The sequence below is a fragment of the Amycolatopsis sp. NPDC004169 genome, from assembly GCF_040610315.1.
In the GTDB taxonomy this organism is placed as follows: domain Bacteria; phylum Actinomycetota; class Actinomycetes; order Mycobacteriales; family Pseudonocardiaceae; genus Amycolatopsis.
The window spans coordinates 220,249-233,930 of sequence record NZ_JBEXMD010000010.1; the positions used below are offsets into that span (position 1 = coordinate 220,249).

Annotated in this window: 14 protein-coding genes; 8 read left to right on the forward strand and 6 right to left on the reverse strand. The window is 72.1% G+C overall.

The window, feature by feature from the left end; all coding sequences use genetic code 11:
• Window positions 1-5: 5 nt before the first annotated feature.
• The 5 genes from ABZX11_RS16660 (at window position 6) to ABZX11_RS16680 (ending at window position 4,673) form a co-directional block, all read left to right on the forward strand.
• On the forward strand, window positions 6-842 hold the full coding sequence (locus tag ABZX11_RS16660; RefSeq protein WP_354913752.1) for an NAD(P)-dependent oxidoreductase: 837 nt from the start codon (window positions 6-8) through the stop codon (window positions 840-842).
• Window positions 839-1,435 carry a TetR family transcriptional regulator gene (locus tag ABZX11_RS16665; protein WP_176176348.1) on the forward strand — a complete coding sequence of 199 codons (597 nt, stop codon included), beginning with the start codon at window positions 839-841 and terminating at the stop codon, window positions 1,433-1,435. Before ABZX11_RS16660 ends, ABZX11_RS16665 begins: the two co-directional genes overlap by 4 nt.
• 451 nt (window positions 1,436-1,886) lie before the next feature.
• Window positions 1,887-2,144, forward strand: coding sequence for a hypothetical protein (locus ABZX11_RS16670; RefSeq protein ID WP_176176349.1), 258 nt, complete (start codon window positions 1,887-1,889; stop codon window positions 2,142-2,144).
• A gap of 75 nt (window positions 2,145-2,219) precedes the next feature.
• Window positions 2,220-4,001 carry a murein biosynthesis integral membrane protein MurJ gene (gene murJ / locus ABZX11_RS16675; protein ID WP_354913755.1) on the forward strand — a complete coding sequence of 594 codons (1,782 nt, stop codon included), beginning with the start codon at window positions 2,220-2,222 and terminating at the stop codon, window positions 3,999-4,001.
• A gap of 156 nt (window positions 4,002-4,157) precedes the next feature.
• Entirely contained in the window at window positions 4,158-4,673 is a 516-nt protein-coding gene (locus tag ABZX11_RS16680; protein WP_176176350.1) for a hypothetical protein, read from the forward strand.
• Here the strand turns inward: ABZX11_RS16680 and ABZX11_RS16685 are convergent.
• Both ABZX11_RS16685 and ABZX11_RS16690 read right to left on the reverse strand, forming a co-directional pair.
• The gene (locus ABZX11_RS16685; RefSeq protein WP_354913757.1) at window positions 4,631-6,010 is read right to left on the reverse strand and encodes a cytosine permease; all 1,380 of its coding nucleotides are present in this window, start codon (window positions 6,008-6,010) and stop codon (window positions 4,631-4,633) included. The two genes, ABZX11_RS16680 and ABZX11_RS16685, sit on opposite strands and share 43 nt — an antisense overlap.
• A gap of 149 nt (window positions 6,011-6,159) precedes the next feature.
• Window positions 6,160-7,119 carry a chitinase gene (locus ABZX11_RS16690; RefSeq protein WP_354913759.1) on the reverse strand — a complete coding sequence of 320 codons (960 nt, stop codon included), beginning with the start codon at window positions 7,117-7,119 and terminating at the stop codon, window positions 6,160-6,162.
• Window positions 7,120-7,337: 218 nt separating this feature from the next.
• On the opposite strand from ABZX11_RS16690, the gene ABZX11_RS16695 reads away from it, so the two are divergent.
• Both ABZX11_RS16695 and ABZX11_RS16700 read left to right on the forward strand, forming a co-directional pair.
• Complete coding sequence (locus tag ABZX11_RS16695; protein ID WP_176176353.1) at window positions 7,338-8,621, forward strand: GGDEF domain-containing protein; 1,284 nt, start codon at window positions 7,338-7,340, stop codon at window positions 8,619-8,621.
• Between the two features lie 227 nt (window positions 8,622-8,848).
• The gene (locus tag ABZX11_RS16700; protein ID WP_354913761.1) at window positions 8,849-9,196 is read left to right on the forward strand and encodes a hypothetical protein; all 348 of its coding nucleotides are present in this window, start codon (window positions 8,849-8,851) and stop codon (window positions 9,194-9,196) included.
• 1 nt (window position 9,197) lies between these two features.
• Here the strand turns inward: ABZX11_RS16700 and ABZX11_RS16705 are convergent, their stop codons facing one another.
• Both ABZX11_RS16705 and ABZX11_RS16710 read right to left on the reverse strand, forming a co-directional pair.
• Window positions 9,198-10,160 (reverse strand): 2-oxoglutarate and iron-dependent oxygenase domain-containing protein, encoded by a 963-nt coding sequence (locus ABZX11_RS16705; protein WP_354913763.1) that lies wholly within the window; start codon window positions 10,158-10,160, stop codon window positions 9,198-9,200.
• An 11-nt stretch (window positions 10,161-10,171) separates the two neighbouring features.
• Window positions 10,172-10,642 carry a nucleoside deaminase gene (locus tag ABZX11_RS16710; protein ID WP_354913765.1) on the reverse strand — a complete coding sequence of 157 codons (471 nt, stop codon included), beginning with the start codon at window positions 10,640-10,642 and terminating at the stop codon, window positions 10,172-10,174.
• Window positions 10,643-10,753: 111 nt separating this feature from the next.
• Here ABZX11_RS16710 and ABZX11_RS16715 point away from each other — a divergent pair, with 111 nt between their 5' ends.
• Complete coding sequence (locus tag ABZX11_RS16715; protein WP_354913767.1) at window positions 10,754-11,710, forward strand: YafY family protein; 957 nt, start codon at window positions 10,754-10,756, stop codon at window positions 11,708-11,710.
• Between the two features lie 107 nt (window positions 11,711-11,817).
• On the opposite strand, the gene ABZX11_RS16720 is transcribed toward ABZX11_RS16715, so the two are convergent.
• Together ABZX11_RS16720 and ABZX11_RS16725 are read right to left on the reverse strand one after the other, a co-directional pair.
• The gene (locus ABZX11_RS16720) at window positions 11,818-12,909 is read right to left on the reverse strand and encodes a winged helix DNA-binding domain-containing protein (RefSeq protein WP_354913769.1); all 1,092 of its coding nucleotides are present in this window, start codon (window positions 12,907-12,909) and stop codon (window positions 11,818-11,820) included.
• 25 nt (window positions 12,910-12,934) lie between these two features.
• Window positions 12,935-13,552, reverse strand: a complete 618-nt coding sequence (locus tag ABZX11_RS16725; RefSeq protein WP_354913771.1) for a TetR/AcrR family transcriptional regulator — start codon at window positions 13,550-13,552, stop codon at window positions 12,935-12,937.
• Window positions 13,553-13,682 lie beyond the last annotated feature (130 nt).

Here is a 13,682-nt window from a genome sequence, read left to right on the forward strand (position 1 = left end):
TCACTTTGGCTACCTTGGCGGGAAAGACGATCCTGATGTCGGGCGGAAGCCGCGGAATAGGCGAGGCAATAGCCCTCCGCGCGGCGGCCGACGGCGCGAACGTGGCACTCCTGGCGAAGACGGCCGAGCCCCACCCGAAACTGCCCGGCACGATCCACACGGCGGCCGAGGCGATCGAAAAGGCGGGCGGCCACGCACTGCCGCTGGTCGGCGACGTCCGCGACGACGACGGTGTCGCGGAGGCGGTGGCGAAGACGGTCGAGCGGTTCGGCGGCATCGATGTGGTGGTCAACAACGCGAGCGCGATCGACCTGACCCCGACCGAGCAGGTCAGCATGAAGCGGTACGACCTGATGCAGGACATCAACGCCCGCGGGACGTTCCTGCTGTCCAAACTGGCCATCCCCCACCTCCGCCGGTCGGCGAACCCGCACATCCTCACGCTGTCCCCGCCGATCAGCCTCGACGAGAAGTGGTTCACCGCGGGCCACCTCGCGTACAGCATCGCCAAGTACTCGATGAGCTTGGTGACGGTAGGCCTGGCGGCCGAGCTGAAGAAGGACGGCATCGCGGCCAACTCCCTGTGGCCCCGGACAACGATCGACACGGCGGCGATCCGCAACGTGGTGGGGGCGGAGCTGGCGTCCCGAAGCAGGACACCGGAGATCATGGCCGACGCGGCTCACGCAATCCTGACGAAGCCGAGCCGCGAAGCGACCGGGAACTTCTTCCTCGACGACGAGGTATTGAGGGCCGAAGGCGTCACCGACTTCGCGAAGTACCGCATCGGCGACACGGCGGAGGAAGACCTCCAGCTCGACTTCTGGGTGGAACGCGCTTGACGGGCATCCGCGAACCCCAGCAGGAGCGCAGCCGGACAACAAGGCGCCGCTTGATCGAAGCGGCCCTGGACAGCTTCGGCGAGCGAGGCTGGCACGGCGTGACGGTGGCCGGGATCGCCGAGCGAGCGGGCGTCTCCCGAGGAGCGGCCCAGCACCACTTCCCGGCCCGAGAGGACCTGGTGGTGGCGGCGGTGGACCTCCTGGGTGAGGCCCAGATCGACGAGCTCCGAGCCCAGGCGGCCGACCTCCCGAGCGGAGCATCCCGCATCGAGCGAGTGGTCGAAATGGTCCTGAACTTGTACACGGGCCCCCTGTTCCGAGCGGCCCTGCAGCTGTGGTCAGTGGCGGCGACCGACGAAGCCCTACGTGACGTGCTGGTCCCCCTGGAGGCCCGGGTGGGCCGCGAGGCCCACCGGGTAACGGTGGAACTCCTGGGAGTGGACGAGTCGAAGCCCGGGGTACGAGAGCTGGTCCAGGCAACACTGGACCTTGCCAGAGGCCTGGGCTTGGCGAACCTGTTGACGGATGACACCCGCAGAAGACGCCAGATCGTCCGAGAGTGGGCAAAGACGCTGGAGCTCCGGTTGGCCTGAGCCAACCAGCCAAAGGAGCGGCGAGGTCATCCCGTCGCCTGAGGCCCCAAAATCACTTTGAGCCGGGCCCGCAACCAGCAGCGCAAGGCGACAAGACAACGCAAGCTTGCGGGCCCGGCTCAAAGTGATAGGCCTCAATCAGGCGACGGGATGACCTCCCGCGGCCCACCCACTCAAGGCGACCCGACAACGAGAGCCAGGGGCCATCCCAGAGCCTGCCCGTCCGGCGAGGACAAGCCCGAGAACCCCGGCAGACTCGGCAGTCTCTTGCAGCTGAGCCACGGCAGACTCGCGAGTCTCCTTCAGCCGAACCCCGGCAGAGGAGCAAGTCGCCGAGAGGGAAGAGTAACGGAACCCGACCCACCCCTCAAACGTCATAGTGCCGTAAGTAACACAATCGGCCCATCGGGCGAATAACCCGGTGTAGCGACGAACGAGGAAGGCGATCCCGGTGTCCGGTTCACGAGTCGAGCTCACCCACCGCGCAATGGCGATGCTGAAGGCGGTGGCCGCGGGTCGCGCGCAGATGTCGTGCAGCTGCGAGCCCGATCTCTTCATCGACGGATTCGCCTGTTGCGATCAGGTCACCGCGCACGCCCTCGCCCACGGCGGCTACCTGCGGCCCGCCGTCGAAGGCGGCACCGGGCGCGTGGCCGCCGAGCTGACCGAGGCCGGGCGGGCCGCGCTGGAGATCACCGCCGCCGCCTGAGCGTCACCGAGCGTCGCCGGGTCGAACAAGTGTTCGGACTCCCGTGCGTGACCCCGACCTGGCAGGCTTGTCCCCATGGCGGAGCACCCACCACCGGTGGACGACGAGGCGACGGTCTTCCTCCCGAGCGAGCTGCGTGGCCCGCACTGGCCGACCCGTGACCTCGACGTTTCGCGGCGGCCGTACGACGAGTTCGCCGGCCAGATCGTCGCGCGGCCGCCCGCGTCGCCGGTCAGCGCCGGGCGTGGGGAGGGTGCCGGCTCGTCGCTGGCCCGGTCCAGCGGGCGGATGGCGGTCGCCTCCGCCGTCAGCCGGGTCACCGGGTTCGTCGCGAAGCTGCTGCTCGCCGCCGTGGTCGGGACCGGGGTGGTCAACGACTCCTTCACCGTCGCGAACACCCTGCCCAACATCGTCTTCGAGCTGCTGTTCGGCGGTGTCCTGGCCAGCGTCGTGGTGCCGCTGCTGGTCCGCTCGCACGACGACCCGGACGGCGGCCGCGCCTACACGCAGCGGCTGATCACCATGGCACTGGTGCTGCTCGTGGTCGGCACGGCCGTCGCGGTGGCGATCGCGCCGCTGTTCACCGCCCTCTACGTCGACAAATCGTCCCCGACCGCGAACCCGGCGCTGACCACCGCGCTGGCGTACCTGCTGCTGCCGCAGATCCTCTTCTACGGCCTGTTCGCGCTGCTGTCGGCCATCCTCAACGCGCAGAACGTCTTCGGCCCGCCGGCCTGGGCGCCGGTGCTGAACAACGTCGTGGTCACCGGCACGCTCGTCGTGTTCGCCGTCGTACCGGGGGAGCTGACCCTCGACCCGGTGCGGATGAGCGATCCGAAGCTGCTCGTGCTTGGCCTCGGCACCACGCTCGGCATCGTCGCGCAGGCCGTCGTGCTGATCCCGGCGTTGCTGCGCACCGGGTTCCGGTTCCGCTGGCGCTGGGGCTTCGACCCGCGGATCAGGGAGTTCGGCGGGCTCGCCGCGTGGATCCTCGGTTACGTCGTGGTCAGCCACGTCGGATTCGTGATCACCACCCGGGTGCTGACCGGCGGCAACAGCGGCGGCGTCACGGCCTACAGCTACGCGTCCCTGCTGTTCCAGCTCCCGTACGGCATCCTCGGCGTCTCGCTCCTGACGGCGCTGATGCCCCGGATGAGCCGCGCGGCCGCGGACGGCGACACGGTCTCGCTCGTCGGTGACCTCTCGCTCGCCTCCCGCATCTCGACGGTCCTCTTCGTGCCGATCTCGGCGGTGCTGGCGGTGGTCGGCACGCCGATCGGCATCGCGATCTTCACCTGGGGCCGCGGCACCCTCGAAGACGCCGAACGGCTCGGTCAGACCCTGGCCGTGTCGGCGGTCGGGCTGCTGCCGTTCGCGCTGGTGATGCTGCAGCTGCGGGTGTTCTACGCGATGAAGGACGCCCGCACGCCGACGCTGATCATGCTGGTGATGACGGCGGTGAAGATCCCGCTGCTGCTGCTCTGCCGCGGCCTGCTCGACGGCGAGCACGTGGTCTACGGCGTGATGCTGGTCAACGGGGCCGGGTTCGTGGTCGGGGCGGTGCTCGGCCAGGTCTGGCTGTGGGTCCGGCTCGGGCACCTGCGCAGCAAGCGGTCGCTGCGGGTCGGGCTGATCACGCTTTCGGTGAGCGGGCTCGGCGTGGTCGCGGCGGTGCTGGCGGGGCACGCCGTGCCGGCGTCGCTCGGGGTCATCCCCGGGGCGTGGGTGAAGCTGCCGGTGCAGGGGCTGCTCGGGATGGCCGTGCCGTTCGGGTTGCTGGCGGTGCTGAAGCTGCCGGAGTTCGCGCCGGTGACGCGCCGCGTGGCGGGGTTGCGGCGGCGGTTCGCGGCTCGTTGACGGCTACGGCCGGGAACCCGATCCGGATGTCTCGAGACGGTAACGAGACCGCGGCGATCAGCGCGTTTACAAATGCCCGCAACGGTTTCTACTATCCACCGGGATCAGGCCGCCGCCGGTGGACGTGGCGGCGGGTGTAGCGGGTGGAGGTCGTGCATGACGCGCAGTGCGCGCAGGCGGCGGGACCGGGTCACGGTCGACGAGCTGCTCAGGCAGACCGGGACGCGCCCGCGCAAACCGGGTTCGCGGGCGGCCGAGCTGGCCGCGCGCCGGGGTGGCGAGCCCGAAGCCGGGGCACGCGGGGTGGCGCGGGTGGCGCTGGCTTCGGCGGTCGTCGTCGTGCTGGGCGGGCTGGTGATCGTGCTCGCGACCCGGCCGGACGCGGTTCCCGGCGACCGGCAGTTCCCGCAGCTGCAGCCGGCCACCGCGGTGCCGACGTCGACCGCGCTCGCCGCCGTCCCGACCGAGACCACCACGCCGTCGCCGGTGGTGATGCACGCGCGCCCGACGCCGAGCCCGACGCCGACCCCGACGGTCACGGTCGACCTGCCGCCGCCGTCCCCGACGACGAAGACGCGCACGCCGCCGCCCACCTGGAACCCGCCGCCGTACTACGGGTGCTATCCGTATTACTGCGGAGGTGGGTACGCCTCCGGCGTGCCGGTGCGCTGACGGCGGAGCAGGAGGTACGTGCCGGCGGCGAGGGCGAAACCGGCGGCGAAGGTCAGATCGCCGGTGCCGGGAACCGCTTTCGGAATCGGCCCGGTGTAGAGCGCCTGGTTCGCGAACAGGCCCACGGACACCACCAGCCCGACGAGGAACGCGGTGAACCCGGCGGTGTTGCGATGGCTCCGGTCGGCGAGCAGGTCGCCGAAGCCGGTGCCGCGGCGGAGGTGGTGATCGGCCAGCAGCACGCCGAGCCACGGGCCGATCCAGTAGGCGATGACCAGCAGGAAGTTCTCGTAGGCGTGTCCGGCGTCGGCGAGCCCGAGCCAGGCCAGCACGAACCCGACCGCGCCGAAGGCCACCGCGACGACCGCTCGGCGCCAGGCCAGCGGCAGCCGGACGCCGAGGGCGAGGAAGGCCAGCGCTCCCGAGTAGACGTTCAGGACGTTCGCGGCGACCGCGCCGAGCGTGATGGCGAGCAGCGTCGCGGCGGCGAGGAAGCCGGGCAGGTGCCCGGTGAACGCCGTCGCCGGGTTGGCGTCGGCCGGGCCGCCGATGGTCGCCGAGGCGGCGCCGGCGAGCATCAGGACGGTGGTGGAGAGAAACATTCCGCCGCCGGCGTACAGGCCGATCGCGCGTTTCGACGCGGTCTTCGGCAGGTAGCGCGTGTAGTCGGCGGCGTACGGGTTCCAGCCTGCCGTGTAGCCGAACGCGGTGCCGACGGCGAGGAGGAACCCGCCGGGGCTGCCTTCGTTCGCGGTGGGCCCGGCCTTCGTGAAGACGACGACGCTCGCGACGGCGAACACGACGGCCAGGACGGCGAAGACGTACTTTTCGTACGCCTGGACGAGGTTGTGCCCGAAGAAGGCGATCACGATCTGCACCGCGACGACGAGCACGAGGCACGCGAGCACGGGCAGCCCGGTCAGGCTGGTCAGCGCGAAGGCGCCGCTGACGCTGTTGACGGCGAACCAGCCGATGCCGGCCATCACCGACATCAGCGCGGCCGGCAGCAGGTTGCCGCGGTACCCGAACGCGGCCCGCCCGAGAACCATCTGCGGCACGCCGTAGCGCGGGCCGCGCGCGGACAGGACACCGTGCGCCAGCGCGCCGAGCCCGTTCCCGACGACGGCGGCGAGCGCGGCTTGGGTGAAGGAGAGCCCGAAGGCGGTGACGGCGAGGACGCCGACGAAGACGGTGGCGAACTCGAGGTTGGGCGAGGCCCAGGTCCAGGCCAGCTGCCGCGGCCGTCCGTGCCGGTCGGCGTCGGCGACGGGTTCGATCCCGCCGGGCTCGACGGCCACGACTTTGTCGCGGTAGCCGGCCGCTTCGGTGCTCGTCATGCGAAGACGGTAGGTGACCCAGATTGCGGCCGTGTGACAGTTCGTGAGCCGCGGGCTTCCGCGCTGACGGCCAGCCCCCGCGAAGGCCCCCTCACCGACCCCGATGCCGGTGAGAGGGCCCCCGACAGCCCCACTACGGGTCCGGGACGTCAGCCGGTGTAGCTGGCGACGATCTTGGTGAACGCGTACTTGTCCTGGGAGATGCCGCTGCACTCGCCACCGCCGCTGCAGTCGCGGTTGGTGGCCCAGAACGTGAAGCGGGCCAGGTGGTGGCTCGCCGCGTAGCCGCGGATGGAGTTGAAGTTCGCCACCGTGACCGTCTCGCCCGCGTTGTCGGTCTTGCCGTTCATCGAGGAGAGGCCGCTGTGCCGGTAGGCGGTGTCGTCGCTCCAGCCGAAGGTGGTCTTGAGCTGGTTCTTCAGCCCGTCGACCGCGGACTTCGTCAGCGCGGCCATGTCACCGCCGCTGGAGAAGTCGAACGGCATGACCGACCAGACGTCGACCGGCGCGCCGATCGCCTTGGCCTGGTTGATCAGGCGCTTGCCCCACGAGTCCGGGCCGGTCGTGGTGGTGCCGATGGTGATGACGACCTTCAGGTTCGGGTTCTTCTGCTTGGTCAGCTTGACCGCGCCCAAGATCCGGTCCTGCACGGTGTTGTTCTGGAACTCGTCGGTGTTCTCGATGTCGAGGTCGATCGCCTTGAGGCCGTAGGCGTCGATCACCTTCTGGTAGGCACCCGCCAGCGCGGAGGCCGACGTGCACTTCGAGCCCAGTTTGGTGCCGGACCAGCCGCCGAAGGAGGGGATGACGTCCCCGCCCGCGTTGCGGATGTTCTGGATCATCGTCTTGTCCGAGCCGGTCAGCGACCGGCTGCCGTCCCACTTCGGGTTGCAGGTGCCGTCGGACAGGACGAAGGCGAGCGTAAACGCTTTCACGCCGGTCGCGGACATCGCGGCGGTCGGGCTGGTCTGCCCGCCCCACTGGTACAGGTACGGCGAGGCGAGCACGGGGTCGACCGCGGCCATGGCCTGCGGGGCGAGCCCGACCGTCGTCGCCAGCGCGGCCGAAGCCGCGGCCGCGAGGGTGAGGAGACGGCGCACTGATTTCATGGGGGTCCTCCATACGTGCCGGTGGAGCACCTCCGGTTTGAGGCGGCGGGATCAACCCGGGAGGAGTGCTGTGTGCCACCACACAGTGGACTAGACCAATAATGTGTGTCAACCCTCCACCGGTCGGAAAATGACCGACGGCGACCGTCTCGGTCAGCGTTGTTAAATTCCCCTGAAGGCGGAGTGACACGGGCCCGCATTCCGGCTACTTTGCCGAGATGGTGGGGGATTCCACGGTCGCCGCCGGCGGGGGACGCCGCCCGGGCCGGTTCCTGCCCGCCCTCCTCCCGCAACGCTGGGCCCTGCGGCGCTGGGCGCTGTGGCGGCTGCCGCGCCGCGGCCAGGTCTGCTACTTCGTCGGGGTCGACGCCCTCGCCGTCGCCGCCGTCGTGCTCGCCGCCGTCCGGTTCCCGCCGCTCGCCGCGCTGCTGCCGCCGTTCGCGCTGCTCGCGGGTGGGATGCTGGTGTCGGCGGAGCTCGCGCGGCCGGTGGAACGCCACCGCGAGGACACCCTCCTCGGACCCGGCGTCGACACACCGTGGATCTTCGCCGGGGTGCTCGTGCTCCGGCCCGCACTGGCGGCCGCGCTGGTGGTGCTCTCGGCACTGCACCAGTGGTTCCGGGTCCGCAGAAAACCCGTCCACCGGCAGGTGTTCGGCGTCGCGGCGACGGCGCTGGCCGGGCTCGCCGCCGGTGCCTTCCTCGCCGCGACCCGCGTCCGGCCGCTCGGCGGGGTCCTCGACGGCCGGACCGTCCTCCTGCTCACCGCCGCCGGGCTGGTGTTCCTCGCGGTCAACGCCGCGCTCGTGACCGGCGCCGACGGGCCCCGCCGGCCGCGCGAAGCCGGGCCGGGACACGCCTTCGACGCCGCGATGACGGCGTTCGGCCTCCCGCTCGCCTGGGCCGCCGTCGCCGCGCCGCTGCTGGTCCCGGTGCTGGCCGGCGCCACCGTCGTGCTGCACCGCGGCGGGCTGGGGGCCGGCCGCCGCGACCACGTCACCCTCGATCCCGGCACCGGCGTGCTGACCGCCGCGTCCTGGCGCGGCGCCGCCGAAGCCCGGCTGGACCGCCTCGGCGGCCACGGTCCCGGCCCGGCCGTGCTGGTGCTCGACCTCGACCACTTCCGCCTCCTCAACGACCGCTACGGCGTCCGCATCGGCGACGCCGTCCTGCGCGCGGTCGCCGGCACCCTCCGCGACGAGGTCCGCTCGGCGGACCTGGTCGGCCGCTCCGGCGGCGAGGAGTTCGCCGTGCTGCTGCCCGGCACCGGCGCCTTCGACGCGATGGCGATCGCCGAACGCATCCGGCTGCGCATCGCCTCGACACTGGTGGCGCTGAAGGCTTCGGGTGACGGCCCGCAGTTCGTCGGGGTGACGGTGTCGATCGGCGTGGCGGGCTGCGCGGCCGGGCTCGACGACGCCCTGCTGGCGGCGGAGACGGCGTTGCTGCGCGCGAAGGCGGCGGGCCGGAACCGGACGGTCTGCGCCGAGCCGGAGCCGTGACCTTTCCGTGAGGAAAGGCGGGCAACCGGCAATCGCCCGTGGCGTCTTGATGGCTGTGCAGACGGTGAGGGGCCGTCGATGACGCAGGGGGAAAACAAATGTATTCGAGGGGTTGCTTCGCGTGGGCCGGAACCGCCGTTGCGGCGGCATTCTTCCTTTCGGCCTGCAGCGGCCGGCAGGATCCGGCGACCGCCGGCGGAGCCACGCCGACGGCACCGGCCACGACGGTGACGGCGACGACAGCCACCAAGGCAGCCGCTCCGGTGCAGGTGGCGGAGCCGGCGCCGGCCACGGCGAGCACGACGGCGAACGCTTGTGCCTCGGCGACCAAGGCCACGCTGGAAGCCGCGTTCAAGGCGAACAAGAAGGCGTCCGAGGCGCTGGCGGTGGACAGCCGCGGTCTCCAGCGCATCAAATGCGCCGCGCCGTGGGCGTTCGCGCATTTCACCAACGAAATCGACGGCGGCCGCATGCTGTTCGCCAACCAGAACGGGAAATGGGTGATGCTGCACGGCGGCACCGGGCAGATCTGCGAGGAAGTCCCGGCCGCGATCGCCCGGCAGATCTGCGACTGAATCAACTCATGGTGATCGCGTCCAGTTTCTCCTTGAGGTACTGCGACGCGATCACCTCGGGGTAAGTCCGGGTGCCCAGCGGCGGCGCCAGTGACGTGATCCGCGCGTCGTGATCGGTTTCGTAGAAGAAGATCAGCGACACGAGGTCCTCGTCCGGTGCCGTCGCGGCCGGGGGCAGCACGCGGTGGCGAGTGGAGCGCCAGCGGTCGCCCGTCCAGCGGGCCATCAGGTCGCCGATGTTCACCGTGAACGCCTCCGGGTGGAACGGCGCGTCCTCCCACTCGCCGTCGGCCGTGCAGACCTGCAGGCCGCCGACGCCGGCCTGGCGGTCGAGCACGGTGACCGTGCCGAAGTCGGTGTGCGGGCCGATCCGGAACTGGTCGGGCGCCGGCGGGCCGACCCGGGTCAGCGGCGGGTACCAGTTGATGTTGAACGTGTACGTGGGGTGCCCGGTGTGCCGGGTGAAGTGGCTCTGGGCGAGGCCGAGCGCGGCGGCGAAGATCTCCAGCAGGTGGTCGGCCAGCGCCCGCATCCGGCGCATGTACTCGGTGGCCGCCTCGCCCAGTCCGGGCACCTCGTGCGGCCAGACGTTCGGCTGGAACCAGAACCCGTCGACCTCGGCGACGCCGGTCCGGGTGTCCGCGCCCGCCGAGTAGGACTCCTTGAGGTCCGGCGGTGTCTCGGTGCCCTCCGCGTAGCCGTTGGCCTCGACCCCCGGCGGCAGCCAGCCGCGGCCGCCGACCGTGACGGCGTAGCGCTGCTTGACGTCCTCGGGCAGCGCGAAGAACTCCCGCGCCAGCTCACGCGTCCGGTGGCGCAGCTCGTCCGGGACGCCGTGCCCGGTGACCAGCAGGAAGCCGGACTCGCGCAGCGCGTGGTCGATCCGGGCCGCCACCTCGGCCCGGCCCTCGGACGTGCCCGCGAACCACGGCGAAAGGTCCACGAGCGGAACGGATGACGGCATGCCGGCTCCTGTCACACACTGTCCTGTTCGGACTTCTCGACCCCGATGTCCTCGAACCACAGGTCCGGGCGGGCGGCGATGAACTCCGTCATCAGCGCGGTGCAGCCGGGATCGTCGAGCAGGGTGATCCGCACCCCCAGCCCGGCGAGCCAGTCGTGACCGCCGTGGAACGTCTCGGCCTCACCGATGACGACGTGCCCGATACCGAACTGACGGACGAGCCCGGAGCAGTACCAGCACGGCGAAAGGGTGGTGACCATGATCGTGTCGCGGTAGTGCGGGCGGCGGCCGGCGTTGCGGAACGCCGCGGTCTCGGCGTGCATCGACGGGTCGCCGTCCTGGACCCGCCGGTTGTGCCCGCGGCCCAGGAGCGTGCCGGCGGAGTCGAACAGCGCGGCCCCGATCGGCACCCCGCCTTCGGCCTTGCCCCGCTCGGCTTCTTCACGGGCGACGGCGAGCAGGGTGTGCGGGTCGATCGGCATGCGTCACTCTTTCCGGCCGGGGTGGTGCCTGGCAAGGGTTTGGCGGCGTGACTGCACCTTCCGGCGGATCGCGGACAGCCCCTGTCCGCGATGTCTGGCACACTGCGTGCCATGTACGGCACTTCGGAGCGACTGCTCAGGCTGCTGTCGCTACTGCAGGCGCGCCGGGACTGGCCGGGCGCCGAGCTCGCGGCCCGCCTCGAGGTCGACGTCCGCACGGTCCGCCGCGACGTCGAGCGGCTGCGGTCCCTCGGCTACCCGGTGCACGCGACGCCGGGGGTGGCGGGTGGCTACCGGCTGGGTGCGGGCGCGGCGCTGCCGCCGTTGCTGCTGGACGACGACGAGGCGGTGGCGGTCGCGGTCGGCTTGCGCACGGCGGCGAGCGGGACGGTCAGCGGCATCGAGGAGACGTCGGTGCGGGCGCTGGCGAAGCTGGAGCAGGTGCTGCCCGCCCGGCTGCGGCCCCGCGTGGGCGCCCTGCAGGCGGCGACGGTGTCGCTGCCCGGGGCAGGCCCGACGGTGGACGCCGAGGTGCTGACCACGGTCGCGGCGGCCTGCCGCGACCACGAGCGCCTGCGCTTCGGCTACGGCGACCGCGCCGGCACCGTGACGCAGCGGTCGGTCGAGCCGCTGCGGCTGGTCCACACGGGCCGCCGCTGGTACCTGGTCGCCTTCGACCTCGACCGCGCGGACTGGCGCACGTTCCGTGCGGACCGGATCGCCGCGGTGCCGGTGGTGGGCTTCCGCTTCACCCCGCGCGAGCCGCCCGAGCCGGACCTGGCGGAGTACGTCTCGCGGCAGCTCTCGACCGCGCCCTATTCGCACCGGCTGGTCGTGCGGGTGGCCGCCCCGGCGGCCGCGCTGGCCCGCCGCGTCCCGCCGACCGCGGGCGTGGTGGAGGAGATCGACGAGGCCAGCTGCCGGTTGAGCACCGGGGCGAACGACCTGGACGCGGTGCCGTACCACCTGGCCCGGCTCGGGTACGACTTCGTGATCGAGGAGGCGCCGCCCGGGCTGGTGGAACGACTGCGCGAAGTGGCGGACCGCTTCACGCGCGCGGTGGGGTAGCTCAGCCGGTTCCGCCGCGTTCGCCACCGAGGCGACCGTGCCCACGGACCGCGCTCCGCCGCCGGGCCGTCGCGCTGTCGGCTGTCTTCGGCGGCCGCCCGGCCGCCTCAGTCCGCTTCCAGCCGCACCCGGTCGCTTTCGCCGTCGCTCAAGAAAGCGGCCAGCTCGCTTCCCTCCGCCGTGACCTCGTCGCGTTCGGGCCCGGTCAGCCGCCGCAGCGGGTGGACCACCACCGTTTGCTCCGCCACCGTCCAGGTCGCCGAGACCCGGCCGTCCACCAGGACCACGCGCTCGCCCGCCACCGACAGCCCGCGGTGGGCGTCGTCGATGATGCGGGTGCGGTCGTCGTAGCCGAGGATCGCGTTGTCGAACGCCGGCAGGAACCGCGCCGGTGCCGGGGTGGCCGGGTCCGGCCGGGGTGCGTCCGGCAGGTCGAGCAGCTCGCGGCCCCGCTCGTCGCGGAAGGCCACCAGCTCCTCGCGCACCGCCTTCACCGCGGCCGGCAGCCCGGCCAGGCCGGACCAGGCGCGCAGGTCCGCCGTGGCCGCCGGGCCGAACGCCGCCAGGTAGCGGCGGACCAGCGTCCGCCCGACGCCGTCACCGGGGTCGAGCGGGTCGGCGTCGCGGCCGAGCCACGCGGCCAGCGGCAGGTTCCGCACGCCCGCCTTGGTGCGCCACAGCCCGCGCGGCGGCAGCTGCGCCGACGGGATCAGCGCCGCGACCAGCAGTTCGCCGAGCGGCCGCGGGCCCGGCGCCGGCCACCGGTCGGCGACCGCCCGCGCGAGCTCGCCCATCGAGCGGGGCTCGCCGTCGGCCAGCACCGCCCGGCCGGCCGCGGCCAGCTCGGCGAAGTCGACGCCCGCCAGTTCCTGGCGGTAGACGCCGACCACCCGCTGCCGCAGCATGGTGTCGAACCGGGTCCGCCACGCGAGGACGTCGTCGGCGGTGAGCAGGTGCACGGTGCGGCGCATGAGGTGGGTCCGCACCACGCGCCGCCCGGTCAGCAGCGCATCCAGCGCGGCCGGGTCGAACGCGCGCAGCCGCGACCACAGCCCGGTGAACGGTTCCTGCGGTTCCTGCGCCTGCAGGCCGCCGAGGTGGGCGACGGCGTCGAGGACGGGCAGCCCGGAGCGCTCGAGCAGCAGCTGCCGGGCGAGGGTGGCGCGGTTGAGGGCCCGCGTGTCGAGGACGGTGTGCACGAGCCCACTCTGCCGCAGATAGCGGTCAGACTGTGTCCGCTACTCCGAGCATGCGCAGCACCAGCCCGCCGTACTCCGCGCCGAGCGCAGCCGGCGTCTGGCGGGCGCGCTCGCTGTACCAGCGGGCGACGTCGACGCCGAGCGAAAGCACGGCCCGGGCGGCGACGTGCGGGTCGGACACCGTGAACACGCCGGCCTCGGCGCCCTCGGCGATGACCTCCCGCACGATCCGCTCGATCCGCCGCCGCAGCGCGGCGACCACCTCGAACTCCTGCTCGGGCAGCGCCTGCAGCTCGTACTGGACGACCCGGGCGACGGTGTGGCGCCGGGCGTGCCAGGCCACGAAGTCCTCGACGATCAGCCGGATCCGCTCGACCGGATCGGATTCCTTGGCGACGACGTTCTCGACCAGCGCGAGGGTCTGCTCGTGGCCGTACCGGCTGATCGCGAACAGCAGCGCGGCCTTGGAGGGGAAGTGCACGTAGAGCGCGGCGGGCGACATCCCCGCGGCGCCGGCGATGTCCCGCGTGGTGGTGGCGTGGTAGCCGCGCTGGGCGAAGGCCTCCACACCGGCCAGCATGAGCCGCCGGGCGGTCTCCGGCTGCACGTCCGGCCAGAGTTCGGCCGACAGCGACATCGTCATCCGGTGGTCCTCCCAGCTCGCCGCCCGCGCGGTCGCTCCTATTGTAAGCGCCCGCTTTGTGCGGAGACGCGATCAGACACCCCGGCTCGAACAGGAGTTCGAGGGTCCGGTAATGTCCGCGCTCGGGTGG

What these genes read in the sequence shown, in the direction of transcription:
- murJ (WP_354913755.1), top strand. Translation starts at nt 2,220, where the DNA reads ATGGCGGAGCACCCACCACCGGTGGACGACGAGGCGACGGTCTTCCTC.
- ABZX11_RS16725 (WP_354913771.1), bottom strand. Translation starts at nt 13,552, where the DNA reads ATGACGATGTCGCTGTCGGCCGAACTCTGGCCGGACGTGCAGCCGGAG.
- ABZX11_RS16695 (WP_176176353.1), top strand. Translation starts at nt 7,338, where the DNA reads ATGGTGGGGGATTCCACGGTCGCCGCCGGCGGGGGACGCCGCCCGGGC.
- ABZX11_RS16690 (WP_354913759.1), bottom strand. Translation starts at nt 7,119, where the DNA reads ATGAAATCAGTGCGCCGTCTCCTCACCCTCGCGGCCGCGGCTTCGGCC.
- ABZX11_RS16705 (WP_354913763.1), bottom strand. Translation starts at nt 10,160, where the DNA reads ATGCCGTCATCCGTTCCGCTCGTGGACCTTTCGCCGTGGTTCGCGGGC.
- ABZX11_RS16710 (WP_354913765.1), bottom strand. Translation starts at nt 10,642, where the DNA reads ATGCCGATCGACCCGCACACCCTGCTCGCCGTCGCCCGTGAAGAAGCC.
- ABZX11_RS16715 (WP_354913767.1), top strand. Translation starts at nt 10,754, where the DNA reads ATGTACGGCACTTCGGAGCGACTGCTCAGGCTGCTGTCGCTACTGCAG.
- ABZX11_RS16680 (WP_176176350.1), top strand. Translation starts at nt 4,158, where the DNA reads ATGACGCGCAGTGCGCGCAGGCGGCGGGACCGGGTCACGGTCGACGAG.
- ABZX11_RS16685 (WP_354913757.1), bottom strand. Translation starts at nt 6,010, where the DNA reads ATGACGAGCACCGAAGCGGCCGGCTACCGCGACAAAGTCGTGGCCGTC.